This is a genomic window from Vibrio rumoiensis (genome assembly GCF_002218045.2).
GTDB classification, from domain to species: Bacteria; Pseudomonadota; Gammaproteobacteria; order Enterobacterales; family Vibrionaceae; genus Vibrio; species Vibrio rumoiensis.
Map to the genome: position 1 here is coordinate 1243736 of NZ_AP018685.1, position 26100 is coordinate 1269835.

The following is a 26100-nucleotide window of genomic DNA, read 5'->3' on the forward strand; positions in this document are numbered from 1 at the left end:
TTGGATAAGGGTTTCCCTCTTGTCGAGATAATCCAAGGCAAGAGGGAAATTTTGTTACTTCAAATGACTCGGGGTTTTATGAAAGTGGTTTTCGATCAGCTTCTGGCTAATAGTGTGTTGCGGGTTGGCAATCACTTGTTGAGTATCACCAGATTCAACCACTTCACCTTCATGCATCACGATTAACTTGTCGGTGATGTGTTTAACCACACCGATATGTTGGGAAACATACACAAAAGACACCCCCATTTCTTCTTGCAGCTCTAAGAACAGGTTGATGATCTGTGAGCGCATGGCCATATCAAGCCCGTTAAGCGCCTCATCGGCGACAATCACCGAAGGTTGAAGTACCAAGGCTCTTGCCAAGCAAACACGCTGCTTCTGGCCTGTGGCGAGCATTTGAGGGTAGAAGTATGCATGTTCAGGAAGCAAACCAACGCGAATTAAGGTTTCTTTGACACGCTGAATACGTGCTTCCGGTGACATCTGAGTATTACGTTTTAATGGTTCTTCCAAAATACGCCCAATCTGAATACGCGGATTCAGCGAGGTATTGGGATCTTGGAATATCATTCGAATGAGCTTACAGCGGGTGGAGTAGTCTTTATCAAACAGTTGTTCACCATTAACAAAGATTTTGCCATGGCTAGGTTCGGTCACACCGGCAAGCATTTTCGCCAGTGTTGATTTTCCTGAGCCATTTTGCCCGATGATCCCTAGGGTTTGCCCAGGCTCTAGAGTAAACGAAATTGGTTTCACCGCTTGATGGACTCGCTTACGGAAAAAACCAGAACGAGTGACAAAGTTCTTCGATAAATCGATGACTTCTAATAACGCACTCATACGTGTTTCTCCGTTTTCGCTTTTTTCTCAAGTGTTGAGCGTTTTTCCATATTCAATGGGAAATGACAGCTGAATTGATGGGTTTTGATTTTTTTTCTAACGGGTACATGCACACATTTAGTTTGCGCATAAGGGCAGCGTGGACCAAGACGACACCCTATTGGTAGATGCTGTAATGGTGGTATTGAACCCGGTAGAGAAGGTAGGCGGCTTTTGTGTGGGATCCAATCATTAAAGTCTGGCATTGCATGCAACAACGCCACGGTATAAGGATGTTTAGGTTCCGTTAAAATATGCTTGGTATTGGCCGATTCAACCGATTGGCCACAGTACATCACCGTAATACGGGTTGCCCATTGAGTGATCGTGGTGAGGTCATGCCCAATCAACATAATGGTGGTGTTATTGACTTGATTTAAACGACTGAGTAATCGCAAGATTTGAGACTGGGTGATTGGATCGAGATCGTTGGTTGGCTCATCGGCAATCAACAATTTAGGTTTAGACGCAATCGCCATCGCGATCATAATTTTCTGGCATTGGCCATCGGTGAGCTCGTACGGGTAGCAACTCATCACTTGACGGTGATCTTTAATCCCTACTTTGTGCAATAAGGCTTTGGCTAATTTATGACGCCAGTGCCAGCGTTGCCACCATTTACCTTCAAATGAGGAAGAAGGAATGGACTCGCGTAGCTGATGGCCAATTTGCTCTGATGGATCGAGACAACTGCTCGGCTCTTGGAAAATTACCGCTATATCACGCGCGATAACACGGCGACGTTCCTTGGGAGTAAGTTGTAATAAGTCGATGCTGCCCAAGCGCATGCGGTCAGCGGATACTTTCCACGTATCTTTGGTTAGACCAACGATAGCTTTTGCGACTAGGCTTTTACCTGAGCCTGATTCACCCACTAGGCCACGAATTTCCCCTTCATTTAACGTCAGGCTCATGCGTTCAACCGCTTTTACCGTACCGTGTGGGGTTTCGATTTCAATGGTTAAATTGCGAATATCGAGTAATGGCATTATTCGGTCCCCGCACTCAGTGAATGACGTATGCCTTCACCGACTAAATTGATGATAATGACGGAAAACATAATAAATATCCCAGGGAGCGTAACCGTCCAAGGCGCTAAATAAATCAAATCAACCGAGTCACCTAGCATGGTTCCCCATTCAGGTGTTGGAGATTGGGCACCAAGCTCTAAAAAGCCTAATGCACTGATATCTAAAATTGCCATCGAGGCGGCTAGTGTCATTTCTGCTGCAATCACCGTGGATAGGTTTGGCAAGATAGAACTCCAAAGTAATTGAAAGTTGTTCGAGCCATCTAAGCGAGCAGCAATGTTGTAGTCTTTTTCCATTTCCGCATTCACGGCAATGTACACCGAGCGGATAAAGCGCGGAATAAGGGCTAAACAAATCGCCAGTAGGATATTAAATTCACCAGTGCCAAGAAAGGCGACAAAGATAATCGCCAGCAAAATCGAGGGAATTGACATCACGGTGTCGAGTAAGTGGTTCAAGGTACTTGACACTAAACCTTTGGTCATACCCGCAAAAATACCAATGGTGCAACCAATTACGGTGGCAATTAGCATAATGAGTAGACCTGAGCCAAAGGTTAATTGGGTACCGATAATTAAGCGTGAAAGAAGATCGCGTCCAATGTCATCGGTTCCTAAGAAGTACTCGACACTACCGTGAGGGCTCCAAGAGGGTGGCTGTAATCGGTGGCCTGTTTGCATTAAAGGATCATGCGGAGCTAACCACTGAGCGCCAAGCGTAACGAGTAATAAAATCACAAAACACCATAAGCCAAACATCGCGAGACTGTTGGCTCGATAACTGCGCCAGAAGCGTTCAAATTGACCCGGAATACGGTCTTCTTGATAGATATTATTTGACAGCATACCACTGCTTCCTTACCAAAGGGTTAACCATTGCGCCAATTAAGTCGGACAAAATATTGACGAATAACACGAAAGTCGCGACGGTAATCACGCCTGCTTGGATTGAAACATAATCTTTATCCGCAAGGGCATCGAGTAACCATCTTCCGATCCCCGGCCAGTTAAATATCGATTCAGTAATAATGGCGTAAGTCAGCATGGTTGAAAGTTGAACGCCAACTTTTGGAATAATCGGTGGGATAGCATTTCGTAGCACATGTTTAAAAATGATTTCATAGGTTGATAAACCACGAATACGAGCAGCACGAATGTAGTTTTGTTTACGAACATCGGCAACCGATGAGCGCATAAGACGAATCACTTCAGTGGTTGGCGCAAGGGCTAAAACCATGCAAGGTAAAAGTAAGTGCATCATGACGCTATGAATTAACTCTAGGCGATTAATGTCTCTTGATAAGAAGGCATCAATAGTCGCAAACCCTGTAATGTAAGGGACTTCGAGTAATAAATCATGTCGCCCTGAAACCGGGGTATAACCGAGGTTCAAAGAAAAAAACATGATTAACATTAACGCAATCCAAAAAATCGGAATCGAGTAACCGACCATCGAAGAAAATGAGATGAAGGTATCAACCCATTTCCCTTGGCGCATTCCTGCAATTGTCCCAATTGGTATACCAATGATCAAAGAGACGATCATTGCAAAAAAGCACAACTCTAAGGTTGCCGGGAATACCAGTTTAATTTCTTCAATAACGGGGTCACCATGCAAGTTGATGCCAAGGTTAAGTTGGCTCAATTGATTTAAGTAGGTTACCCAACCATGGAAGAAATCTTGAATGGCCCATGGCGAAAGAGGATCTAAGCGTAAAATGCTATAGCCAATGAGCGTCAAAATTAACAAGGTAATGATGAATAAGTTTATGCGGCGCAGGGTGTAAAGCAGCATTATTTTTCCCTTACAACGTGTTCAAAGCTACCCGAATTAAAAGGGTTTAATGCAAAGCCACTTAATGAGCTGTGATGTACTTGATATTGTACGCCATGAGCGATTGGAATGATTGGTAATTCTTGAGTGAGCATAGTTTGTGCTTGATGATATAAGTTTAACCGGTGACGAGTTTGCTCGCTTTCACGGGCTAACGTCAATAAAAAATCAAAATCTGAATCACACCACATTGAAACATTTAAACCCGCTCGCCTAGCCTCACACGATAACTGAGGTCTTAGTAGGCTATCCGGATCACCGGTATTGGCCGCCCAGCCCGTGAGGACTAGGTCAGCATTGGATTGCTGAGTGAGTCTATCTCGTCTACCAAACTTTTCAGTTAAGATCGAAACCGTCACACCAATATCAGCAAAATTTGCCTGAAGCAATTCAGCGGTTTTATGTGGGTTTGGATTATAAGATTGTGCCGCTAGTGGGACCCACATAGTGAGCTTCAATCCATCACCAAAGCCAGCTTGTTTCAATAAGGCTTTTGCGTATTGGCGATCATAACGAATTTGAAGGCTGTTGTCTTGATATGCCCATGAATCAGAGGGTAATAATGAGGTTGCGACGTAACCTTGGCCAAAATAGACCGCATCAATGATGCTTTTTCTGTTAATTGCAAAGTTTAATGCCTGACGAACCCGTACATCACTTAAGGCAAAATGTTGAGTATTCACTGAAATAAACGCCACATTCATTGCTTTGCTGATGTTTGAGCGAATATCGGTGTTTTTATTAATAAGAGTAAGTTGGCTTGAAATGGGGTCCGTCATCACATCACATTCTTGTGTGAGCAACTTTGCTAATGTGCCGGTGCCGCGATGGCTGAAATCAAATACAACTTGCTGCATTTCAGCTGGGTGATGCCAGTAATTAGCGTGTTTAGTTAAGCGAATCAATTCATTATGATGAGATTTTTCTAATTGAAAAGGGCCAGTGCCAATCGGAAACTCATCCAATTGTGACTTCTCATCTTTTGCAGCGAGTTGATGGGCATACTCTTGTGAATGAATAGCAGCAAAAATAGTTGAGATGTTATCGAGAAAAGTATTGTCAGGGTGAGAAAGGGTAAATTGAACGTGACGGTCGTCAATGGCTTTTACATCTTTCACTAAGCGAGAGAACCCGATGCTTTGAAACCACGGATAACGGCCACCATTGACATAATAATAGGGGTTTGAAGAATCGATAATACGTTTAAAGCTAAATACAACATCATGCGAATTCATTGGGCGAGAGGGTTGAAACCATGAGGTATGTTGGAATTCAACGTTGGCTCTTAAGGTGAAGGTATATTGAGTTTTATCTTCATTTACTTTCCAGTGTGTGGCGAGATTTGGCTTGGGTTTAAAGCTAATGGGATCAAGGGTGAGTAATGAGTCGAATAATTGAGGGCCAATAGATTTAATATTATCACCGCCATCAGAAAGCTGCGGATTTAAAAATTGCGGATGGGTGCTGCCGCAATATACAAAGCCATTTTGTTTTGTTAACTGAATGTCTTCGGGATCATTACAGCCGGCCAGTCCTAACGACGCCAATAAAGGTAATAGCAAATAGCGTAATGAATTCGGCATTGAATTTTTCCCTAAATTCCAAACGAATAATGTATAGCCAACGACAGCGGAGGTAGTGAGACCAAGTAGAAAGGCATCACTTAATCTTGTTGATCTTTTCCTATCATCTCGTATTTCCTGAGCATTCCTCTAAATTGATGGTAGCTCAAGCCTAAAAGTTTAGCTGCATTTCTTTGATGATACTTAGCCTGCTTTAAACTTTGTTTTAGTAGCTGAATATCTTGATCTTGTTGCCACTGTTTATAATCAATAGGCAAGGCCGGTGCATCCTGTTCATCATTGTTATCTATTATAGGCGTCTTTTTGGTGACGCCGTCACTTATTGGTTCAGTTGATGGAAAAACTGAAGATAACAAAGACGGCGAAGATACCGCTGGAGACTGAAAAGGATTGAACTCAATGTCATCAATTTCTCCTTGTTGAGTACCATGACGATAAACCGCGCGCTCGACCACATTTTTTAATTCACGCACATTGCCAGGCCAAGGATAATTATGTAACTCAGATTGCGCTCGAGTACTAAAGCCAGTAAACAATGGCAAACCGAGCTCTTGGCACATTTGAATAGCATAATGTTCTGCCAGCAATGGAATGTCTTCTTGACGCTGCCTTAGTGGAGGAAGGTGAATAACATCGAAAGCAAGACGGTCTAAGAGATCGGCTCGGAATACACCTTGCTGAGCCATTTGTGGTAAATCCGCATTAGTGGCACAGACAAGGCGAACATCGGCTTGTAAGGTTTTATGGCCACCAACCCGCTCATATTCACCGTATTCAATCACTCTTAACAGCTTTTCCTGTACTGAAAAAGGTGCAGTAGCCAATTCATCTAAAAATAATGTGCCATTTTCTGCGCGTTCAAATCGCCCTTTGTGTTGGCCTTTTGAGCCGGTAAATGCCCCTGATTCGTGACCAAATAATTCAGAATCGATTAACCCTTCGCTAAGTGCCGAGCAATTTAAGCTGATTAAAGGATGCTGCCAACGCTTAGACAAATAATGCAGTCGTTGAGCAATGAGCTCTTTGCCAGTCCCTCTTTCTCCAACAATAAGAATAGGACGCTCAATGGCGGCCAGTTGTGATGTCTTATCTAGGGCTGCAAGAAATGCGGCAGATTGCCCGATGATATTTTGTGCTTTCATGAACATCCATTTGTATTGATGGTTGAATTTACCAATAATTAGCTAAAATGCTCACTTTATGCAAGGTGTTTTCATTTGGTTTAATTATTTGCTAACTATATCAATGCCTTAAAAGTTGGCATGCTTCCTGTATTAGATACCACTAAGCATAAACAAAGACGGTTTATTAAATTGACATACTAAGAAGGAATCGAACATGGGTATTTTTTCTCGTTTTGCCGACATCGTGAATTCAAATATCAGCTCTTTATTAGATAAAGCGGAAGATCCAGAAAAAATGATCCGCCTTATTATTCAAGAGATGGAAGACACGTTAGTTGAAGTCAGAACACATTCAGCAAAAGCGTTGGCCGATAATAAAGAAATAACTCGCCGTATTGAGTTTCTTGACGACCAAGTCGAAGATTGGAAAAACAAAGCATCTTTAGCCATTCAAAAGCAGCGAGAAGATCTTGCTCGTGGTGCGCTAATCGAAAAGCAGAAAGCAGAAGAACAGCTTAAAAATTTGCGCATGGAAAAGGCGTTACTAGATGAGTCTATCGATAAGTTAGCCGGTGAGATTAGCAAGCTTGAGAGTAAAATCATTGAAACTCGCGCTAAGCAAAAATCTCTGGTGATGCGTCGCCAAGCCGCGGGCCATCGTCGTGATATTAAAAAGCAATTGCACACAGGTAAAACAGAAGAGGCAATGTCTAAGTTTGAGCAATACGAGCGCAAAATTAATGAACTGGAAGCGGAAGCAGATAGTTATGATTTAGGTGAGAAAGGCAAAGATCTGAATCAAGAGTTTGCTGAATTGCAGGCCGATGATGAGATTGAACAAGAGCTAGAAAAGCTAAAGAAAAGTCTGCAAGATAAATAATCTTGGCTGAACTACGTATTTTAATAAGAATAATTAGGAGCTGTTCATGAGTACCTTTTTCGTGGCACCGCTGATTGTATTTTTAATTTTTGTCGCCCCGCTGTGGTTGCTGCTTCATTATCGAAGCAAACGCAAAGTGGCGCATGGCTTATCGAGTGATGAGCTTGATCAATTAAAGTCATTAGCAGAGCGAGCAGAAAGCATTCAGCAACGCGTAAAAACATTAGAAAAAATCTTAGACGCTGAGGCGCCAAATTGGAGGCGTGATCATGGCTAAAGGAATGGATAGAGAAGCATTATATCGTGATCCTAAGAATGGCAAATTAGCTGGGGTATGTGCAGGGCTGGGTCGATATTTCGGTATGGAAGCCTGGTGGGTACGGATTATAGTCGTGTCGGCCTTTCTCCTTGGTGGCGGTATTCTAGTGTTATTTGCCTACTTTGGTTTATGGCTGATGTTAGAAAAGCGTCCTGATAATCTTGCGGCTGCTGATGAGTTTGACTTTGACCATACCATCAAAAGTAAGCCTTGGCAGACAGGGCAGTTACCCGCGGAGTTATTGGCCGATCTCGATAAAGAATATGCGTTATTAGAAGATAAAATACGAGATATGGAAGCTTATGTGACTTCTGATGCTTATAAGGTTAACAAGGAATTCAGCAAGTTATAATTTTTTAGTGATGGCATTTATTGCGATTTAAATTGATTAATATTGAAATTCTCACCTCTGATTCAGCTATGCTGTGTCAGAGGTTTTTTTTGATTTTCTATATGACCATAAGAGTTGAAGTTTCCACTTTGAGGGTGTTGAACTTTGCGATAACGAATAAGAGAGATTGGGAATACGATGACACACAATAACGATACGACCTGCGGTTGGGCAATGAAGCATGATAATGAACGCGAATATCACGATCAAGAGTGGGGCGTGCCGGTTTACGATGACACGATATTGTTCGAATTCATTTGTTTAGAGGGCGCACAAGCAGGATTGAGCTGGCGAACCATTTTAAATAAACGTGACGGCTATAAAGCAGCATTTGAAGGCTTTGATATCGAGACGTTAAGTCAATACGATGAAACCAAAGTGCCATACATTATTGATAACTTTGATGTGGTGAAACATAAAGGAAAAATTGCCTCTGTGTATTCAAATGCGCGTGCCGCTAAAGCCTTACAAAAAGAATATGGATCATTGAGTAAAGCGTTGTGGCAGTTTGTTGATGGCAAACCGATTCAAAATCATTGGACGGAGATGTCACAAATTCCGGCGGTGTCGGAGCGCTCAAAAGCAATGAGTAAATTTTTAAAGAAAAATGGCTTTAAATTTATGGGTGAGACAATCTGCTACGCTTTTATGCAAGCGGTTGGCATGGTGAATGATCATGTGGTGGATTGTCCTTGCTATGAAAAATGTTTAAACCATAAAAAACAAAACAAAAGTTAGGCGTATGTTTTTGTCATAACTATTTGTTTAATAAATGAAATAAATTAATTTTTTGTTTACTATTTAAACGAATTATAAGGTTTTTGTGCGGTTGAGCTAAAAGAAGATTATTCCATCATAAAATGTATGGATATTCACTTTGACTATTTGTATTCTTCAAGAATGTTAGAGCATTGTGTTGATTATGTTGTGGTGAACGTTGAGATGTTCATGATGGTTAGACGGGATGTAACAACTTAAAAGTTTTAATCAAAATAGGAGAAGCACATGGATGTTTCAACGACCAAACGGTCATCGACGGTTTTGATACCCGTCTTTATACCTGCCGTTATCGTTATTGCTTTATTAGTGATAGGAACGATATCAAACCCCGAACGGGCTGGCGCTTTTTTCTCTGAGCTACTTTCTGACGTTACGACCAACTTTGGCTGGTTTTATATGCTAGCGGTTGCCATCTTTTTAGTCTTTATTGTGACGGTAGCAATCAGTAAGTGGGGCGAAATTAAGTTAGGGCCAGATCATTCGGAACCGGAGTATAGCTTTACAGAGTGGTTTGCGATGCTGTTTTCAGCAGGCTACGGTATTGCATTACTTTTCTTTGGAGTAGCAGAGCCTGTCTTACACTATGCTGCGCCGCCAACCGCCGCACCAGAAAGTATTGAAGCCGCTCGTGAAGCGATGCAAATTGCTTTTTTCCACTGGGGTTTTCATATTTGGGCTATCTATGGTTTAGTGGGTTTATCTCTTGCATATTTTGCTTTTCGTCATGGTTTACCGCTTTCGATGCGCTCCACGCTTTACCCATTGATCGGTGATAAAATTCACGGGCCAATCGGTCATACCGTGGATGTCTTTGCGATTTTAGGTACCTTGTTTGGTATTGCGACTACGCTTGGTCTATCGGTAACTCAAATCAATACCGGCCTACATTACCTATGGCCTGAGATTCCAATCAATAGCACAGTACAAATCATTGCCATTACCTTAATTACCTTGTGTGCATTGGCTTCGGTACTTGCTGGTATGGATAAAGGGGTGAAAAACTTATCTCTATTGAATATCGGCCTTGCGGTTCTACTGATGCTATTTGTGTTTGTTGCAGGTCCAACGCTGTTTATCTTAAATACCTTTATGCAGAATACTGGTAATTACTTAAGTAATATTGTTGAGCGTACTTTCAATCTACAAGCTTATGTATCAAGTGACTGGATTGGTAACTGGACGTTGTTCATCTTTGGTTGGACGATTGCATGGGCACCATTTGTTGGTCTGTTCATTGCGAAAATCAGCCGTGGTCGTACGATTCGCCAATTTGTTGTGGGTGTGATGGTGGTTCCAACTATCTTTACCTTCTTATGGTTCTCCGTGTTTGGTGATACCGCACTACACATGATCATGACCGATGGCTATCATCACATCATTCAAGAAGTACAAAATAATAACGCGATTGCTTTGTTCAAATTGTTTGAACGTCTGCCAATGACATCGATCATCTCGTTTATCACGGTAATTTTGATCATTACGTTCTTTGTTACTTCATCAGATTCGGGGTCTTTGGTTATCGACTCATTGGCTTCTGGTGGCGTTCAAGAGACTCCTGCATGGCAACGTACTTTCTGGGTTGCAATGGAAGGGATTGTTGCTTCAGTTCTATTACTCGCTGGTGGCCTTGGTGCATTGCAAACGGCAAGTGTGGTAAGTGCCTTACCATTTGCCATTATCATGTTAATTGCGATGGTGGGTATGATTAAAGCGTTGCGTATTGAAGGGCATCATGAAGAAAGCCAACAGCAATATATGCAAACGCAACAATCGACTTCTAGCCCTGTAGGTAAAGGCTTATGGAAAAAACGTTTAGCGAACCTGGTTGATTTCCCTGTTCGTTCTGACGTTGAAAAATTCATTAGCGTGACTGCACTTAATAGCATGAAGCGTGTTGAGCAAGAGCTTGAAGCACAAGATTGGGAAGCCGAAGTGACCTTTGATGAAGAGCTATGTCGCGCCCACTTTGAAGTATTCAAAGAAGGCCAAGTTGAGTTCATCTATGAAATTCGTCTCCGTGGCTACGACTTACCAGAGTTTGCTTATGAGGAAGGTGAAGAGCCGGAAGATAAGTATTATTACCGCGCTGAAGTGTTCTTACGCCGTGGTGGTCAAGCTTATGATGTGTATAACTACGAACAACAAGACATTATCAACGACATCTTGAACCAGTTCGAACGTTACCTTCACTTCATTCATATTTCACCAGGTATTCTACCTTGGAATATGGAAGAGCATGATGATGATGTGCCACCTGAACAACCAGAGCCTTCTAAAGCATAATCATTAAATAACTAAAATATCAAAGCCTTATCAATTCGTTGGTAAGGCTTTTTTGATCCAGCCTATTTAATGTTGATAGGTTCATTTGGTGTTTTGTTTGACATATGAACCTCGCTGGCTCATTATATTTTAGGTCAACACCAAATGAGCTTTTTGGTGTTTTATTTATTTAACCTAAAGACGGAAAAGATATGACTCAAACACAAATAATTGGTTATCTACGTGTGTCGCCAAAAGTGGAAGACATTGATAACCGTATTGAGGTTATGACGAATGAAACACAAGCTGATTTATACATAGAGCGAGGTATTCGAGGTAATGTTCCTTTAAACGAAAGACCTCAATTTCAGAAAGCCTATGCTCAGTTAAATGCAGGGGACACGTTACTTATCTGGTGGATGACGGATTTTGGTCTTGGTTTCAAATTGGCCTATGAAGTTATTACCGATCTTCTTGATAAAGGCATAATGGTAAAAACCTACCATCAGAATCTGACTTTTAAGCCTAGCGATGAGCAAACTGAAGCAATGTTGCGGCTCATGAAAGGTTATGAAGAAATAGAAACCTACCAGCGTTTGATGGCCGCTGAACTCGGGCGAAGAAAACTGAAAGGCAATCAGGAAGAGTGGCAAGCCAAATTCAAAGGTCGACGCGCTAACCACCAATTGCATCAACGAATTGCTGATCTACTCACCAGCGATAAAACCTTACAAGCGATTGCTGATGAAACTGGAGCGAGCATCTCGACAGTGAAACGTGTTAAAGCCAAGTTCCTCAACAAAACCGCTCATTAATTGCTGATAGAAAAAAGGAATAGATATGAAACCAAACAGAAAACCGAAACTTGCCACTGTTGTTAACTCTTTTGAACTTTCAGCAAATATGCAACGTGTTATCTTACAGGGTGATGAGTTTAAATCATTACAAGCAACGGACCTAGGTGGCTACATCAAGCTCATGTTTCATCCTGAAGGTCATACTGACGTTTCGATTCTTGAAGAAGGTCAACGTCCAGTCCTGCGTACTTACACTATTAGTGAGTTAGATCTTGTTAATGGCCAGATTGCCGTCGATTTTGTAAAGCATGAAGTGGATGAAAAAAACAAAATCATCAGTCAAGAACAAGGTGGTTATGCGATTCATTGGGCGATGAATGCAAAAGTAGGTGATAAGATTTCGATTGGTGGCCCGGGTACGAGTCAAGTGATAGACCTGAATGCAGAACAAGTGTTCATGGTGGCAGATATGACGTCAATTCCAGCCATCACCGCTAAGCTGTCGAAGCTTAATGATAATGCGACCGGACATGTGATCGTGCAGTTGAGCTCACCGCAAGATAACCCCAACTGGGTGCTCCCCAAAGGCATGAAATTGCACACGGTTATTGACCATAATCCCATTCAGTTAAGTGATGCAGTTACTCAGCTATCCATAAATAGCCAGGATGTTGCCATTTGGTGTGCGTGCGAATTTACGGCGATGAAAGCGATTCGCACTCACTTTAACCATCAAGGTGCGATACAGCGAGAAAAGAGTTACTTCAGTAGCTATTGGAAGCAAGGCGTGACCGAAGATGGTCACAAAGTGATCAAGCGTGAAGACGCAGAGAGCTTGTGATAGTCGTTTAATGGGTTAATCGCCATAAGAGTCGTATTTATCTTTCAGCCCCTAGCGCTATCTCCTGCGTTTAAGGGGCTGGATGTCTTGCTTTTACAGTTATCAATTATGCATTAAGTGCCGCATTATAAGCTGTAAAACCACGTTCTAAATCTTCAATCAGATCGTCTACGTTTTCCAAACCAATATGCAAACGAACAAGCGTGCCTTCAAAGTGTGGGTTAGACACTGTGCGCATATTATCGAAACTGCTTGGTTCATTGGCGAGAATGAGACTTTCATAACCGCCCCAAGAATACCCCATGCTAAAGTGCTCCACGGTATCTAAAAGGGCTGTTGTCGCTTTCTTATCACTGGTTTTTAATACAAATGAAAAGAGGCCATTTGAACCGGTAAAATCACGCACAAAGAATTCATGGCCCGGGCATGATGGTAGGGCTGGGTGGCGAACATGGTCGACTTCAGGGCGGGTTTCTAACCATTTGGCAATCGCGATACTATTTTGTTCATGTTGTTTTAAACGTACGCTTAAAGTGCGCAGGCCACGTAAGCCTGTATAAGCATCATCTGGTGACACGCATTGACCAAGTAAGTAGCTTTGCTCACGCAGTTGTGGCCAGTATTTTTCATTGGCCACTGCAGTACCAAGCATCACATCTGAATGACCGACGATGTATTTGGTTGCTGCCTGAATTGAGATATCAATGCCATGCTCAAACGGTGAAAAATTCACACCAGCGCCCCAAGTATTATCGAGCATCACGATAATGTCGTGTTCATGGGCAATGCGAGAAAGCGTTGGGACATCTTGCACTTCCATGGTGTAAGAGCCTGGAGATTCGGTAAATAGAATCTTAGTATTTGGGCGGATTAGATCACGAATGCCTTCACCAATACTTGGTTCATAGTAAGTGGTTTCTATGCCCATTTTTTTGAGAATGATATTGCAGAAATCACGAGTGGGTTCATAGCAACTGTCGACCATTAAGATGTGATCGCCATGTTCAACGAAAGACAAGATTGAATTGGTAATCGCTGCCGCGCCGCAAGGGTAGAGTGCACAACCGGCACCACCTTCGATTTGGGTCATGGCTTCTTGAAAGGCGAAATGCGTTTCGGTACCGCGACGACCATAAAATAAAGTATGACCTTGACGTTTCATGGTCGCTTCGTTTTTCTCGGCAACGGTATTAAATACAACGGTAGAGGCGCGCTGAACTGGTGGGTTAACTACGCCGTGAGTCCATTTTTTATTGCGTCCTGCATTAACCAGTTTTGTTTCGTACTTCTCTGACATTTTATATCCTTATATTCGTTAGAACTTAATCGTTTTCTCTATATTTTATTGGCTGTTATCGCATTCGCTATAGCAAAGGGTTAAATAAGTAGAAAAGCCTTTCTAGCATGCGATGAGCAAAATTACGCTTTTCCCAACGCTCTTTTGAAATTGGTGTGGATTGATTTAAGTAATTTTCTTGAACCCAATATAATTCTTTAGTGAATTCATAATCATCGACGACGAGGGTTAATTCAAAGTTAAGCCACAAACTTCTCATATCTAGGTTAACACTACCCACCAGGCAATATTGTTGATCGATAACCACGGATTTGGTGTGCAATAAGCCTGCATCAAATTGATAAATGTGGACACCCGCTTCTAATAATTCACTAAAGAAGGATTTTGAAGCCCAGTTAACTAATAGAGAGTCATTTTTCTTGGGTAATAATAATTCAACGGTGACGCCTCGCTGAGCGGTCATTTTGATCACCTGCATTAAATTATCACTAGGAACAAAATAAGGAGTGGTGATACGCACAGATCTCTTAGCTTGATGAATCGCCAGCGTTAAGACTTGTTGAATCAAATTTTCAGGCATACCAGGCCCAGAGGGAACCACCTGAATTGGATGTAGGGCACCGTTAGTTTCAATGGTGCAAACTGGGAAAGTAGGGAAGTGGCGTTCTCCGGTTTCGACTTCCCAATCCCAAGCATGAATCGCGGCGAGAACATTAACGGTAGGGCCGGTCACTCGAACCATCACATCAATCCATTCTCCGACCCCCGCATCTTTTTTGAAGAATTCAGGATCAACCATATTCATTGAACCGGTATAAGCAACCTCATCATCAATGGTGATAATTTTGCGATGAAGGCGCAGGTCTAATCGGCGAAAGAACACACGAAACGCATTCACTTCGAGTGCCTGACGAATATCAATACCGGCTTCTCGCATTAGATTATACCAATGGCTTCTGAAGAATTTTGGGCTACCAGCCGAATCGATTAAAATCTGAATATTGACCCCGCGTTTGGCTGCTTGAATCAAGGCTGAGTTAACAGAATCGATCAACCCACCACTTTGCCAGATATAAAATTCCATGCGAATGTTGGTTTGTGCTTGTTCAATATCTTCAATAATAGAGCGAAGAATTTTATCTGGGGTATCTTGCAGCGATAACGTATTACCGCATAACGCAGGAATGGCAGTGCGATTGGTACATAAGTCATGGATTTGCGCGAGCTGCAAATTAAGAAGGTTCGGCTGATGCGCTTGGCATTCATGTAACTGAGTAAACCAGTCGCCATAAGGGCCAAACATACTTTGAGCTCGTTCGGCGCGTTTTCGGCCTAGGTTGAGCTCTCCAAATAGGAAGTAAAGTAGTACGCCAACAAAAGGAATGATGTAGATGATCATCAACCACGCAAGCGATACGCTGACCGCGCGGCGTTTAAATACAACACGTATGGTGACTGAAGCAACAAGAAGCCAGTAACCAATGACACCCGCTAGCGCGACTATTTGATAAAACTTTTCCATTTCTTCCTTTGAAATCACCACGTAATGTACACCGATACTACCATTCTTTGGCTTGAGATTTGAATCATAATCTTATTGAATCAACAGGATGTGAATTCGAGACAATCACTGAATCGATAAGAGATCAGACTCCGATTAAATGCCAACGTTGATAGACTCATTTGCTCAATAATAGGGAATAATGAGAGAAAGTCGTCGAGAATGGTGATTTTTTGTTAATCAATTGTTGGGTTTAGTTTCGCGTATAGACGGGATCTGATGGTTTTATGCTCAATTATTCGGTTGTTTTCATTTTTTATGCTGCTTTAACTTTAAATCCACCACATAAACTGCTTTACTTGCAACCCTCTTAGTAAAATTCATTTTGGTCGGCTGTATATAAAAATTTACGCGACTGTAAATTATAATAATCATCGGGCTTAGTCCGAACATACAACGGAAAGTATTATGGCGTCAGCTTCACGCGCTCAGTTTAGTTCTAAACTGGGTTTTATCATGGCAGCAGCAGGTTCTGCTGTAGGGTTGGGTAATGTTTGGGGATTCCCAACACAAGCGGCAAGTAACGGTGGTGCTGTTTTCTTGATGGTTTATTTGGTAATGGTGGCCGTGCTTGCGTTGCCTATGCTGATTGCTGAATTAACCATTGGCCGGTATGGCCAAGCAAGCCCGCTACGTTCCATCGCGAGTATTTGGCCAAAACGCAGTAAGCTACCGGTTGGTTTTGGTTTATTGGGGCTATTAACCGCTTTAATGATTTTAAGTTTCTATTCAATCATTGCGGGTTGGTTAGTCGGTTACTTAATTAGTCCTATTTTAGAATTCGCTGGTTTTCATTCAGTAGCCAGCTGGTTAGAAACGTTTGGTTTGGAGCGTAACCTCATTCTTGCACTCGTGTTTATTGGTTTAACAATGAAAGTGGTGATGAGTGGCGTAACCGAAGGGATTGAACGTTGGTCTTCACGTTTAATGCCAGTATTGGTTGGACTGTTCGTGATTATGATCCTATATATTCTGACTCAAGATGGTGCGATGGATGGGTTGAAAATGTACCTTATTCCAGATATATCGCACTTCAGTGCTGATCTGGTTGTTGGCGCAATGGGGCAGGCATTTTTCTCGTTATCTCTAGGTGTCACTGTGATGATGGTTTACGGCTCGTACCTACCTAAAGATGTCAATATTCCAAAAACGGCAGCGCAAGTTGCTGCTATTGATACTGGGATAGCTTTTGGCGCAGGTTTGTTGATCTTACCGGCTATGTTTGTTGCACAGAAACACGGCGTACACATTTACGATGAAGCGGGCCAATTATTGAATTCAGACACTTTAGTGTTCACGGTTCTACCTGCAATGTTCGATACGATGGGGAGTGCGGGAATACTTGTGGGGATTCTATTCTTTGCGTTGATGTTGATTGCGGCATTAACCTCATCGATATCGATGCTAGAAGTTCCTGTGTCATGTGCGATTGAAGAACTTGGCCATTCTCGTAAAAAAGCGGTGTGGTGGATTGGCGGTGTTGCTTTAGCGTTGGCAGCGGCCATTGTATTTAACTTTGGCACTTTGTTTGGGCTAGTTATTACTATTTCAACGGTTTACTTACAGCCTTTACTTGGTCTTGTGTGGGCAATCTGTGCTGGTTGGGTATGGAACCGTGCTGGGTTATTAGAAGAAATTCGTCAAGGGAATCCGGAGATTTCTGATAGCTTATTCTGGAAACTATGGCCAAATTACTTACGTTATGTGTGTCCAATTCTGATGGGATTGGTATTCTGGGTAACCATTTAACTTAACTTGTTTCATCCATTTAAATGCCTCGTTTAGACGGGGCATTTTTTTGCCTGTAGAATGCGGTAACTCAGTATTTATCGTGATTGGTATATACTGCCCCTCTATATAGTCGCGATAAGGTTTTTATGTTCGATATTCTGTATCAAAATGCGGATTTTTTAGTCATTAATAAGCATCCTAATGTCAGTGTGCATAAAGATGATGGCGATACTTCTCTGTTACTCGAAGTCGCGAAATCCCCAATGGTGGATTTAGCCGCAGGGCAAAAACTGTATTTGGTCCATCGTCTCGATAAAATGACCTCGGGGATTCTTTTACTTGGTAAGCACCAACAAGCTGCCCGTGAATTGTCACAACTATTTGCCCAGCGTGTCGTCAGTAAATTTTACCTTGCGATTGGCGTAAAAAAGCCAAAGAAAAAACAAGGCCTAGTATCTGGTGATATGGAGCGCTCTAGACGCGCGAGTTGGAAATTGCTAAAAAGTCAGGAGAACCCAGCGAAGACTCAGTTTTTTTCTTTGGCTGGAGACGGTGGACAACGTTTGTTTTTATGTAAGCCACATACTGGTAAGACTCACCAAATTCGCGTGGCCTTAAATTCTATTGGCTCATCTATTGTTGGTGATGATATTTATACGCCAAGTAGCTCTGCTGATCGCGGTTACTTGCATGCCTACTGTTTGTCATTTGAATATCAAGGGCAAATGCACGAGTTTATTTGCGATCCAAGTCAGTTCCCTAATTTAGGGCAAGGTTGGAGAACGGAAGCGGCTAAACAGGCGATTGAGCAATGGCATCAGCCATCTAGCCTTAATTGGCCAACAATTAAATAATTTATAAGTGAATCGATAAATGGAAACCACACAGTTAAACACTTTTTTTGACCATATTAAGCAGCAATTACCGCTTTGCGAAGGTGAAATGCGTCGCTTGTTTCACGGCCGAGGACAAACCTTTCAAGGCTTAGAGCAGATCACTGCAGATTGGATTGGTAAGCAATTGATCGTTACCTTATTTAAACCAGTTGAAGAGGATTTTAGCCAAGCATTGAAGCAAGGTTTAACTGAGCTTTTTTCAAGTTCGGTGTGGGAAGCCGCAGGTGGAACCGGAATAGGGTTACAGCATAGATATCAACATGGTGCACCGTTTGAAACCATCGCCGGTGAGATTCAAGAGAATACGGTTGGTATTGAAAACGGACTGAAATACCAATTGGTTTTAGGCAAAAACCAGAACATGGGTATTTTCCTTGATATGCGATTAGGCCGTAAATGGGTACAAGAGCATGCGCAAGGTAAGCGAGTATTAAACTTATTCTCTTATACTTGTGGTTTTTCGGTTGCTGCGAAAGCGGGTGGTGCAGAGCAAGTGGTGAATGTCGATATGGCCAAAGGCGCGTTATCTCGTGGCCGTGAAAATCACCGTTTAAATGAGCATGATGTTTCTGATGTCACTTTCATGGGGTATGACATTTTCCGTTCATGGGGCAAAATCACCAAATATGGCCCTTATGATCTTGTGGTTATCGACCCGCCATCGTTCCAGAAGGGCAGTTTTGCATTAACGAAAGATTACAAACGTATTTTGAGAAAGCTGCCAACATTACTGACGGAAGGTGGTGAGGTGTTTGCGTGTGTGAATTCACCTGTAGTCAGCGACGATTTTTTGATTGATTCGATGGCAGAAGAAGCACCAGAGCTAACGTTTGTTGAGCGATTAGCAAACCCTGAAGAATTTGCTGATGTCGATGAACAGGCGAGTTTAAAGGTTATGATCTTTACGTCAAAAACAGAGTAATAAGCCGCTGAATTTTATGTTAATTTTAGATCTAGTTACTGGTAATTTTTTTTAAATAGTACATGATTAAATGAATTAGCTGATTAAAAGGAAGGTAACGTATGCCACTCGCTCAATGCCCTGTATGTGATAAATCTATTTCAAAACGTGCGTATACTTGCCCCGGTTGTGGTGAGCCGGATCCATTTAACAGTAAAGTAAAATCAAAAGCCTTAGGGTTTGTTTTGTGGGTCGTGCTGATTGCCGTTGGTGCTTATGCGTTTTGGACTTATATTTTGCCGATGATGATCGAATTTGTGCATGATATTTAGTCGTGATTCACTAAATCTGGTATAAAAAAAGCCCCGAATGAATAAAAACATTCGGGGCTTTTGCTATCTAGAGCATCAATAAAAGATTAGCTCGTAGACTCATCGACATTTTGACAAGTCTGTTCGCTGATATTTTGATCGACTAACATTTTTCCACGTTCACTGCGGATAATAATATGATAGATCACTCCTTTCTTTAATACTGAGCGAACTTCATTACTTTTGCAGTAAGTTTGAATGCTGGCATCGACAAGAGCAGAGGGTGAAATACTCCCCGTGCTGTTATAAATCATCAGTAAATCGACGGTATTACCATTAGACTTAGCACTCATGACATTTAAAGGGCCGATCTTATATGGCAAACCGGATTCAATGACACTGGCTCGGTGATCGGCCATCATTTCTACTTCACTTGGCGTTGATGAACAACCAATCAGTAAAGTCGCACTTAATAGGGCGAGTAAGGGCGTTTTTAAAGACATCTTCATGCAGGTAATACTTTCTTGAATGGTTTAACAATGACATTGTCATAAACGCCAGCTTCAATATAAGGATCGGCATCTGCCCAAGCTTTTGCTTCATCAAGAGAGTTAAATTCTGCGATGACCGTTGAGCCGGTAAAGCCTGCTTCAGCTGGGTTATCGGAATCAATAGCAGGCATTGGACCAGCAACGAGTAAGCGGCCTTCGTCTTGTAACTTAACGAGACGTTCTAAATGACGTTCACGAACGCTCATTCGCTTTTCTAATGAGTTCTCAACATCTTGAGAAAAAATAACATACCACATGGGAAGAGTCCTTTATGTTGAATGGTGAAAAGTACAAGGTCAAAGACCCTAAAAACGCATAAAGATAATATACGCTGCTCTAAAAAAGAAGGCTACCATTTGGCAGGAAAACTGCGTTTGGTAGCCTCATTCTGCGTTACAGTCCACACCAGTGAATAGGGCGGTTATTCAGGTTTTACTGGTCGAGGCTGACCTTGACTGTCGATGGCGACATAGTTGAAGGTTGCTTCACATACTTTATTTTTTTCGCCAACACCGTTAAGACCAACGGATTTCACCCAGACTTCAAGTGCAATAGACATTGAAGTACGGCCAATTTTAATACATTCACCATAGCAGCAAACAACATCACCGACTTTTACCGGCTGTTTGAAGGTAATGCTCGAAACCGAAACGGTGACGACGCGGCTGTTGGATATTTCTTTTGCTAAAATCGCACCCGCCAAATCGAGCTGAGACATGATCCAGCCACCAAAAATATCGCCATTAGCATTGGTATCTGCTGGCATTGCGAGAGTACGAAGTACCATTAAGCCGCGAGGGGTTTGAGAGCTCATAACGTGTCCTAAATGAAAAATCCCATCAATGTCACAAATTATGACAGTAATGGGATGACAATCAACTATTCATCAGGCTATGTGCTGATAGTTTACTCAATTTTCTTCGTTATTTTCTTTCGGCATGTGCTTATAAACATAAATGCCAGTAAGAATAGTAAAAGCGAAGGTGGCGATTAATAAGCCAAAGACTTTAAAGTTGACCCACACATCGAGTGGTAACTCATAAGCGACATAGATATTTAAAGCGGCGCAAACAGCAAAAAAACCAACCCAAGCAAGATTCACTCGTTTCCATACCGAATCCGGAACAGTGATTTCTTTGCTTAACATCCCTTTGATAACAGGCTTTCCTAAGAAATCAGAAACTAATAGACCAATTGCAAATAGGGCGTAGATGATGGTGACTTTCCATTTGATGAAATTGTCGTCATGGAAAAACAGTGTCATGCCACCAAATACGGCAACAATTGCGAAGGTGATCAACTGCATTTTTTCTACTTTCTTATACAGGAAGTAGGTGACAGCGACTTGTATGGCAGTCGCAACAATTAATGCACCGGTTGCGACGTAAATATCGTAGCTTTTATAGAGAAAGAAAAAGATAACCAGAGGAATAAAATCAATAAGTTGCTTCATGCTTAACCATTTTGTTTATTTAATGACGATTAAAATCACTGCTGCGATTGGTTTAAAGTTTAAACGAGTGGCAGTGAATAGAATATGTGGCTCAGTCTACCCAATCACAGCAGAATGGGAACCGTTTAGAGACGTTTTGCTACAAAAAAAGAGCCATTAGGCTCTTTTTATATTGAGAGTGTTAATTTAAGGCTACTTTTGAGTGGCACTTTTCATCGCTTTAACAAACTCACTCAGTTTAGTGAGCATGATATCTGGTTGATCTAGATTGTTTTCGATGATTTTAACCACAGCCGATCCTGAAATCGCACCCGCCGCACCCGCTTTAATGGCTTCCGAAACTTGCGCAGGCTCGGATATTCCAAATCCAAGAATCGCAGGTGGAGCATCAAATTGATTTAAGCGATCTAGGAGTTCATGGACTGGCATTCCTGCTTTGGTTTCAGTACCCGTAACACCTGCGCGAGAGAGTAGATAGGTGTAACCGCCACCAAGACTTGCCACCTGCTCTAGAGTTTCAGGGCTGCCATTCGGCGGAGCAATAAAGATAGGGTGAACGCCATGCGCTTTGGCCGCTTTTACAAATGGTGCACTTTCGCCAGTTGGAACATCGGCGACCAGCACTGAATCAACACCGGCTTGTTGGCAACGAGCATAGAAGTCATCTAAACCACGAACGTAAACGAGGTTGGCATAAACCAGTAAACCAATCGGCGTGTCTGGATGTTGAGCACGAATTTTACTGATGAGTTCGAAGCAGATAGCCGGTGTAGTTTCCGCTTGCAGAGCACGTATGTTCGCTCCTTGAATAGTGGGGCCATCGGCGGATGGATCAGAAAAAGGAAAGCCTAATTCTAATGCATCGGCGCCTGCGTCTACTAAGGTTTGAATAATTGCCAGTGATTGGTCAGGGTTAGGATCACCGATAGTCACGAAAGGAACAAAGGCACCTTGGTTTTTCTCACTGAGCTGATTAAATCGCTGTTGATAACGGTCCATTATTGCGCTCCTTTTTCATCTAAAATCGCTTGTACAGTGAAGATGTCTTTATCACCACGACCAGAAAGGTTCACCACTAATAGTTGTTCTTTTTCTGGCTCGGCTTGTGCTATTTTTAGTGCATAAGCAAGAGCGTGAGCTGATTCTAACGCAGGAATGATACCTTCATTGCGTGCTAAGCTTTGGAAGCACTCGAGCGCTTCATCATCGGTGATCGATTCATATTGCGCTCGGCCAATCGAATTCAAATGAGCGTGTTGTGGGCCCACTGATGGGAAATCCAAGCCTGCAGATACGGAATATGACTCTTCAATTTGGCCATTTTCATCTTGCATTAATGGGGACTTCATACCGAAGAAAATACCGGTGGTACCATGCTTAAGTGGCGCACCGTGTTGGTCAGTATCAATGCCTTTACCTGCTGGTTCTACACCGATGAGACGGACGTCTTTTTCTTCAATAAAATCAGCAAACATACCAATGGCGTTGGAACCACCACCAACACAAGCGATCACAGCATCAGGTAGACGTCCTTCACGCGCAAGGATTTGCATTTTTGTTTCTTCACCAATCATACGTTGAAATTCACGAACAATAGTTGGGAAAGGGTGAGGACCTGCGGCGGTACCTAGTAGGTAGTGCGCTTTGTCATAGCTAGCAGACCAATCACGTAGCGCTTCATTACACGCATCTTTTAAGGTTGCTGAGCCTGAATGGACAGGGATCACTTCAGCGCCCATCATGCGCATGCGAAAGACGTTCGGGCTTTGACGTTCAACATCTTTTGCACCCATATATACTTTGCATTTCAAATCTAATAAAGCACATGCTAAGGCGGTTGCAACGCCGTGTTGACCAGCACCGGTTTCCGCGATGATTTCTTTCTTGCCCATGCGTTTAGCTAATAGTGCTTGGCCTAATACTTGGTTCGTTTTATGTGCGCCGCCGTGCAGTAGATCTTCACGTTTGAGATACAGCTTCGTTTTCGTTCCTTTGGTCATGTTACGACATAAGGTTAACGCGGTTGGGCGACCTGCGTATTCTTGCAATAGTCCCATAAACTCCGCCTGAAACTCAGGGTCTTCTTGAGCATCAATGAACGCTTGTTCAAGTTGGTCTAAAGCAGGAACTAAAATCTGTGGTACATATTGACCACCATACTCACCAAAATAGGCATCTAACTTAGCCATAAATATAATCCTTTTCTATATCAACAATCGCTTTACCAATGTTTGGTCATTAACGAGAGCACGTTGATTTAATAATTTCTTAATGCCTTAAAAGCGGCTTCGAGTTTCTGTGGATCTTTCTTACCGGGTTCACTTTCGACGCCCGAGTTAAGATCTAAACCTATACAGCCAAGTTGTGCGGCTTCTTCGATATTGTCAGGTGATAAGCCGCCAGCAATCATAATGCTTTGACGATGGCTAGTTGACGTATTGCCTTTGTTTAAAAGGTCCCAATCAAAACTCATTCCAGTTCCTCCTGATTGATTACCTACTTGAGAATCTAATAAATGTTTGTCTACGTGTTGTTCTAACAATGTTGGTAGTTGATCCGATACGCCATAAGCTTTCCATATTTTGACGCTTTTTGGCAGTAGACGGCGTAACTCAGCGATTTGTGCTTGTGTTTCTGTGCCGTGAAGTTGAACGGCAGCAAGGCCAAGCTGATTGGCCGTTTGGGCCACTTCATCCATTGGCTGATTTTGGAAAACGCCAACATAATGTAATGGCGCACCACTCATGATTAGGCGGGCGTCTTCTATACTGACACGACGTTTGGATTTAGGGGCAAAAATCAGTCCGCCATAAACACTACCAGAACGGTAAGCTAGGTTAGCATCGTCTGCATGAGTCAATCCACAGACTTTATTTTCGCCTAAAATGACACGACGAACTGCTACTTCTAAGTTGTCCTCGGACATCAAAGAGCTGCCGATTAAGAAACCATTAGCAAAATGTGATAATTCCTTCACTTGCTGATGGTTGTGGATGCCAGATTCAGAAATCACCACGGTATCTTTTGATAAGCGAGGTGCCAGCTCTTTAGTGCGTTCAAGAGTAATGGATAGATCACGTAAGTTGCGATTGTTAATGCCGACAACGGGGGCTTTTAATGCAATCGCGCGCTCTAATTCTTCCTCGTTGCTGACTTCTGTCAAAATACCTAAATTTAATGAACGAGCGACGTTGGCTAGGTGTTGATATTCTTGATCGTTAAGTACTGAAAGCATCAATAGAATCGCATCGGCTTGATAATGACGAGCAAGGTACACTTGATACTCATCGATCATAAAATCTTTGCACAATACCGGTTGAGTGACGTGCTTACGTACTTGAGGTAAGAAGTTGAAGTCACCTTGGAAGTATTTCTCATCGGTTAATACCGAAATGGCACTGGCATGGTTCGCGTAGACCGAAGCGATATAGTCTAAATCGAAGTCTTCACGGATCAGGCCTTTTGATGGTGATGCCTTTTTACACTCTAAAATGAATTCGGTTTTGCCAGTATGCAATGCTTGATAAAAATCGCGATCGCTTGGCTGTAGATCTGGTTTGAATGATTCTAAAGGTTGTTGGGCTTTACGTTCTTCAACCCAAACACGTTTATCCGCGACGATTTTTGCTAATACGGTTTCCAATTCCTTTCTCCTTTATTATCCGTGCGCGGCAAGTTGAGTAACAAGCTGATACGCTTTGCCTGAATTCATCACATCAATGGCTTTTTGCGTATTGGCTTTCAAGTCTTCTTGACCAAATAAACGCAACAATAAAGCAACATTGACAGCAACGGCCGAAACTTGGGCTTCCGTTCCTTCACCGTTTAAGATTTTAGTGATAATGGCACGATTTTCTTCTGGTTCGCCACCTTTAATTGCCTCGAGAGGGTGAGTATTCACGCCAAAATCTTCCGGAGTTAAGGTGTATTCAATAATTTCACCGTTTACGATTTCATTCACTAATGTTGGACCGTGAATCGCCACTTCATCCAGACCACTACCATGGACCACCGCGGCACGCTTCATACCCATATTTGCCATTGTTTTGGCAATAGGGCGAACGAGGCTTTCATCGTAAACCCCCATTAATTCTATATTTGGGCGAGCGGGGTTAATTAAAGGGCCTAATACATTAAAAATTGTGCGAGTCTTCATTGCCTGGCGTACCGGCATCGCGTGACGCACACCACCGTGGTATTGCGGCGCAAATAAGAAGGCCACCCCAATGTTTTCAATGGCAGATTTAGTATCTTCAGGGCTCATGGCTAAGTTAATGCCAAAAGAATCGAGTAGGTCAGAAGAACCTGACTTGCTGGAAACACCACGGTTACCATGTTTGGCGATTTTCACCCCACAAGCGGCAGCAACAAAAGCTGCGGTGGTTGAAATATTGATGGTATTAGAACCATCACCACCCGTTCCTACGATATCGGCAAAATCACCTTCAATAGTTGGAAATGGAGACGCATTAGCCAATAATGCTTGCGCAGCTCCTGCGATTTCTTCTGGTGTTTCGCCTTTAATTTTTAATGCGGTTAATACCGCGCCTAATAGAATCGGGTCCATCTCGCCTTTGATAATGGTATCAAATAGGGCATGGCTTTCTTGTTCAGTTAAATTGCTTTGGGCATATAGTTTGTTGATGATGTCTTGCATAATTAAATCCTTGTAATAA

General features: G+C 42.4%; 27 protein-coding genes. 11 read left to right on the plus strand and 16 right to left on the minus strand.

Annotated features, from left to right (window positions below; all coding sequences use genetic code 11):
* Positions 1-54: 54 nt before the first annotated feature.
* The 6 genes from VRUMOI_RS05760 to pspF form a co-directional block, all read right to left on the minus strand.
* Positions 55-843, minus strand: coding sequence for a peptide ABC transporter ATP-binding protein (locus VRUMOI_RS05760; RefSeq protein ID WP_089138683.1), 789 nt, complete (start codon positions 841-843; stop codon positions 55-57).
* Positions 840-1871 carry a peptide ABC transporter ATP-binding protein gene (locus tag VRUMOI_RS05765; protein ID WP_089138684.1) on the minus strand — a complete coding sequence of 344 codons (1032 nt, stop codon included), beginning with the start codon at positions 1869-1871 and terminating at the stop codon, positions 840-842. Before VRUMOI_RS05765 ends, VRUMOI_RS05760 begins: the two co-directional genes overlap by 4 nt.
* Positions 1871-2758, minus strand: coding sequence for an ABC transporter permease subunit (locus VRUMOI_RS05770; RefSeq protein ID WP_089138685.1), 888 nt, complete (start codon positions 2756-2758; stop codon positions 1871-1873). The genes VRUMOI_RS05765 and VRUMOI_RS05770 overlap by 1 nt, the downstream gene beginning before the upstream one ends.
* The gene (locus VRUMOI_RS05775; RefSeq protein WP_089138686.1) at positions 2745-3707 is read right to left on the minus strand and encodes an ABC transporter permease; all 963 of its coding nucleotides are present in this window, start codon (positions 3705-3707) and stop codon (positions 2745-2747) included. The genes VRUMOI_RS05770 and VRUMOI_RS05775 overlap by 14 nt, the downstream gene beginning before the upstream one ends.
* Positions 3707-5329, minus strand: a complete 1623-nt coding sequence (locus VRUMOI_RS05780) for an ABC transporter substrate-binding protein (RefSeq protein WP_089138687.1) — start codon at positions 5327-5329, stop codon at positions 3707-3709. Before VRUMOI_RS05780 ends, VRUMOI_RS05775 begins: the two co-directional genes overlap by 1 nt.
* Before the next feature lie 80 nt (positions 5330-5409).
* Entirely contained in the window at positions 5410-6471 is a 1062-nt protein-coding gene (pspF, locus tag VRUMOI_RS05785) for a phage shock protein operon transcriptional activator (RefSeq protein WP_089138688.1), read from the minus strand.
* 196 nt (positions 6472-6667) lie between these two features.
* Between pspF and pspA the strand changes: the two genes are divergently transcribed.
* From pspA to VRUMOI_RS05820, 7 genes are all read left to right on the plus strand, one after another.
* Positions 6668-7333 carry a phage shock protein PspA gene (pspA, locus tag VRUMOI_RS05790; RefSeq protein ID WP_089138689.1) on the plus strand — a complete coding sequence of 222 codons (666 nt, stop codon included), beginning with the start codon at positions 6668-6670 and terminating at the stop codon, positions 7331-7333.
* A gap of 46 nt (positions 7334-7379) precedes the next feature.
* On the plus strand, positions 7380-7610 hold the full coding sequence (gene pspB, locus VRUMOI_RS05795) for an envelope stress response membrane protein PspB (protein ID WP_089138690.1): 231 nt from the start codon (positions 7380-7382) through the stop codon (positions 7608-7610).
* Positions 7611-7614: 4 nt separating this feature from the next.
* Positions 7615-8004: an envelope stress response membrane protein PspC gene (gene pspC / locus VRUMOI_RS05800; RefSeq protein ID WP_089138765.1), complete on the plus strand. Its 390-nt coding sequence runs from the start codon at positions 7615-7617 to the stop codon at positions 8002-8004.
* A gap of 177 nt (positions 8005-8181) precedes the next feature.
* Positions 8182-8781 (plus strand): DNA-3-methyladenine glycosylase I, encoded by a 600-nt coding sequence (locus VRUMOI_RS05805; RefSeq protein ID WP_089138691.1) that lies wholly within the window; start codon positions 8182-8184, stop codon positions 8779-8781.
* A 267-nt stretch (positions 8782-9048) separates the two neighbouring features.
* Complete coding sequence (locus tag VRUMOI_RS05810; RefSeq protein ID WP_089138692.1) at positions 9049-11106, plus strand: BCCT family transporter; 2058 nt, start codon at positions 9049-9051, stop codon at positions 11104-11106.
* Between the two features lie 191 nt (positions 11107-11297).
* The gene (locus VRUMOI_RS05815; protein WP_089138693.1) at positions 11298-11900 is read left to right on the plus strand and encodes a recombinase family protein; all 603 of its coding nucleotides are present in this window, start codon (positions 11298-11300) and stop codon (positions 11898-11900) included.
* A gap of 25 nt (positions 11901-11925) precedes the next feature.
* Entirely contained in the window at positions 11926-12723 is a 798-nt protein-coding gene (locus VRUMOI_RS05820; protein ID WP_089138694.1) for a siderophore-interacting protein, read from the plus strand.
* Positions 12724-12829: 106 nt separating this feature from the next.
* Here the strand turns inward: VRUMOI_RS05820 and VRUMOI_RS05825 are convergent, their stop codons facing one another.
* Both VRUMOI_RS05825 and cls read right to left on the minus strand, forming a co-directional pair.
* Positions 12830-14020, minus strand: a complete 1191-nt coding sequence (locus VRUMOI_RS05825) for a cystathionine beta-lyase (protein ID WP_089138695.1) — start codon at positions 14018-14020, stop codon at positions 12830-12832.
* Positions 14021-14087: 67 nt separating this feature from the next.
* Complete coding sequence (gene cls / locus VRUMOI_RS05830) at positions 14088-15542, minus strand: cardiolipin synthase (protein WP_089138696.1); 1455 nt, start codon at positions 15540-15542, stop codon at positions 14088-14090.
* A 447-nt stretch (positions 15543-15989) separates the two neighbouring features.
* Here cls and VRUMOI_RS05835 point away from each other — a divergent pair, with 447 nt between their 5' ends.
* From VRUMOI_RS05835 to VRUMOI_RS05850, 4 genes are all read left to right on the plus strand, one after another.
* Positions 15990-17330, plus strand: a complete 1341-nt coding sequence (locus VRUMOI_RS05835; RefSeq protein WP_089138697.1) for a sodium-dependent transporter — start codon at positions 15990-15992, stop codon at positions 17328-17330.
* Between the two features lie 128 nt (positions 17331-17458).
* Positions 17459-18166 carry a TIGR01621 family pseudouridine synthase gene (locus VRUMOI_RS05840; RefSeq protein ID WP_089138698.1) on the plus strand — a complete coding sequence of 236 codons (708 nt, stop codon included), beginning with the start codon at positions 17459-17461 and terminating at the stop codon, positions 18164-18166.
* A 19-nt stretch (positions 18167-18185) separates the two neighbouring features.
* Entirely contained in the window at positions 18186-19130 is a 945-nt protein-coding gene (locus tag VRUMOI_RS05845) for a class I SAM-dependent methyltransferase (RefSeq protein ID WP_089138699.1), read from the plus strand.
* Between the two features lie 101 nt (positions 19131-19231).
* Positions 19232-19441: a hypothetical protein gene (locus VRUMOI_RS05850; RefSeq protein WP_089138700.1), complete on the plus strand. Its 210-nt coding sequence runs from the start codon at positions 19232-19234 to the stop codon at positions 19439-19441.
* A gap of 86 nt (positions 19442-19527) precedes the next feature.
* Here the strand turns inward: VRUMOI_RS05850 and gspS2 are convergent, their stop codons facing one another.
* The 8 genes from gspS2 to trpD all read right to left on the minus strand — a co-directional run bounded on the left by gspS2 (position 19528) and on the right by trpD (position 26081).
* Positions 19528-19929, minus strand: coding sequence for a type II secretion system pilot lipoprotein GspS-beta (gene gspS2 / locus VRUMOI_RS05855; protein WP_089138701.1), 402 nt, complete (start codon positions 19927-19929; stop codon positions 19528-19530).
* Positions 19926-20228 carry a YciI family protein gene (locus VRUMOI_RS05860; RefSeq protein WP_089138702.1) on the minus strand — a complete coding sequence of 101 codons (303 nt, stop codon included), beginning with the start codon at positions 20226-20228 and terminating at the stop codon, positions 19926-19928. The genes gspS2 and VRUMOI_RS05860 overlap by 4 nt, the downstream gene beginning before the upstream one ends.
* A 164-nt stretch (positions 20229-20392) precedes the next feature.
* Positions 20393-20785, minus strand: a complete 393-nt coding sequence (yciA, locus tag VRUMOI_RS05865) for an acyl-CoA thioester hydrolase YciA (RefSeq protein ID WP_089138703.1) — start codon at positions 20783-20785, stop codon at positions 20393-20395.
* 96 nt (positions 20786-20881) lie between these two features.
* Entirely contained in the window at positions 20882-21424 is a 543-nt protein-coding gene (locus tag VRUMOI_RS05870) for a septation protein A (protein WP_089138704.1), read from the minus strand.
* Positions 21425-21616: 192 nt separating this feature from the next.
* Complete coding sequence (gene trpA / locus VRUMOI_RS05875; RefSeq protein ID WP_089138705.1) at positions 21617-22423, minus strand: tryptophan synthase subunit alpha; 807 nt, start codon at positions 22421-22423, stop codon at positions 21617-21619.
* A complete protein-coding gene (trpB, locus tag VRUMOI_RS05880; RefSeq protein WP_089138706.1) occupies positions 22423-23613 on the minus strand; it encodes a tryptophan synthase subunit beta in 1191 nt (396 codons plus the stop codon). The genes trpA and trpB overlap by 1 nt, the downstream gene beginning before the upstream one ends.
* Before the next feature lie 68 nt (positions 23614-23681).
* Positions 23682-25067, minus strand: a complete 1386-nt coding sequence (gene trpCF / locus VRUMOI_RS05885; protein WP_089138707.1) for a bifunctional indole-3-glycerol-phosphate synthase TrpC/phosphoribosylanthranilate isomerase TrpF — start codon at positions 25065-25067, stop codon at positions 23682-23684.
* Positions 25068-25082: 15 nt separating this feature from the next.
* Positions 25083-26081 (minus strand): anthranilate phosphoribosyltransferase, encoded by a 999-nt coding sequence (gene trpD, locus VRUMOI_RS05890; RefSeq protein WP_089138708.1) that lies wholly within the window; start codon positions 26079-26081, stop codon positions 25083-25085.
* Positions 26082-26100 lie beyond the last annotated feature (19 nt).

Coding starts and splice junctions, on each gene's coding strand:
- VRUMOI_RS05820 (WP_089138694.1), top strand. CDS start 11,926: ATGAAACCAAACAGAAAACCGAAACTTGCCACTGTTGTTAACTCTTTT.
- VRUMOI_RS05775 (WP_089138686.1), bottom strand. CDS start 3,707: ATGCTGCTTTACACCCTGCGCCGCATAAACTTATTCATCATTACCTTG.
- trpA (WP_089138705.1), bottom strand. CDS start 22,423: ATGGACCGTTATCAACAGCGATTTAATCAGCTCAGTGAGAAAAACCAA.
- VRUMOI_RS05760 (WP_089138683.1), bottom strand. CDS start 843: ATGAGTGCGTTATTAGAAGTCATCGATTTATCGAAGAACTTTGTCACT.
- pspF (WP_089138688.1), bottom strand. CDS start 6,471: ATGAAAGCACAAAATATCATCGGGCAATCTGCCGCATTTCTTGCAGCC.
- trpB (WP_089138706.1), bottom strand. CDS start 23,613: ATGGCTAAGTTAGATGCCTATTTTGGTGAGTATGGTGGTCAATATGTA.
- gspS2 (WP_089138701.1), bottom strand. CDS start 19,929: ATGAAGATGTCTTTAAAAACGCCCTTACTCGCCCTATTAAGTGCGACT.
- VRUMOI_RS05825 (WP_089138695.1), bottom strand. CDS start 14,020: ATGTCAGAGAAGTACGAAACAAAACTGGTTAATGCAGGACGCAATAAA.
- VRUMOI_RS05770 (WP_089138685.1), bottom strand. CDS start 2,758: ATGCTGTCAAATAATATCTATCAAGAAGACCGTATTCCGGGTCAATTT.
- cls (WP_089138696.1), bottom strand. CDS start 15,542: ATGGAAAAGTTTTATCAAATAGTCGCGCTAGCGGGTGTCATTGGTTAC.
- VRUMOI_RS05840 (WP_089138698.1), top strand. CDS start 17,459: ATGTTCGATATTCTGTATCAAAATGCGGATTTTTTAGTCATTAATAAG.
- pspA (WP_089138689.1), top strand. CDS start 6,668: ATGGGTATTTTTTCTCGTTTTGCCGACATCGTGAATTCAAATATCAGC.
- VRUMOI_RS05850 (WP_089138700.1), top strand. CDS start 19,232: ATGCCACTCGCTCAATGCCCTGTATGTGATAAATCTATTTCAAAACGT.
- VRUMOI_RS05860 (WP_089138702.1), bottom strand. CDS start 20,228: ATGTGGTATGTTATTTTTTCTCAAGATGTTGAGAACTCATTAGAAAAG.
- VRUMOI_RS05845 (WP_089138699.1), top strand. CDS start 18,186: ATGGAAACCACACAGTTAAACACTTTTTTTGACCATATTAAGCAGCAA.
- VRUMOI_RS05810 (WP_089138692.1), top strand. CDS start 9,049: ATGGATGTTTCAACGACCAAACGGTCATCGACGGTTTTGATACCCGTC.
- VRUMOI_RS05780 (WP_089138687.1), bottom strand. CDS start 5,329: ATGCCGAATTCATTACGCTATTTGCTATTACCTTTATTGGCGTCGTTA.
- VRUMOI_RS05805 (WP_089138691.1), top strand. CDS start 8,182: ATGACACACAATAACGATACGACCTGCGGTTGGGCAATGAAGCATGAT.
- pspC (WP_089138765.1), top strand. CDS start 7,615: ATGGATAGAGAAGCATTATATCGTGATCCTAAGAATGGCAAATTAGCT.
- yciA (WP_089138703.1), bottom strand. CDS start 20,785: ATGAGCTCTCAAACCCCTCGCGGCTTAATGGTACTTCGTACTCTCGCA.
- trpD (WP_089138708.1), bottom strand. CDS start 26,081: ATGCAAGACATCATCAACAAACTATATGCCCAAAGCAATTTAACTGAA.
- VRUMOI_RS05815 (WP_089138693.1), top strand. CDS start 11,298: ATGACTCAAACACAAATAATTGGTTATCTACGTGTGTCGCCAAAAGTG.
- VRUMOI_RS05835 (WP_089138697.1), top strand. CDS start 15,990: ATGGCGTCAGCTTCACGCGCTCAGTTTAGTTCTAAACTGGGTTTTATC.
- pspB (WP_089138690.1), top strand. CDS start 7,380: ATGAGTACCTTTTTCGTGGCACCGCTGATTGTATTTTTAATTTTTGTC.
- VRUMOI_RS05870 (WP_089138704.1), bottom strand. CDS start 21,424: ATGAAGCAACTTATTGATTTTATTCCTCTGGTTATCTTTTTCTTTCTC.
- VRUMOI_RS05765 (WP_089138684.1), bottom strand. CDS start 1,871: ATGCCATTACTCGATATTCGCAATTTAACCATTGAAATCGAAACCCCA.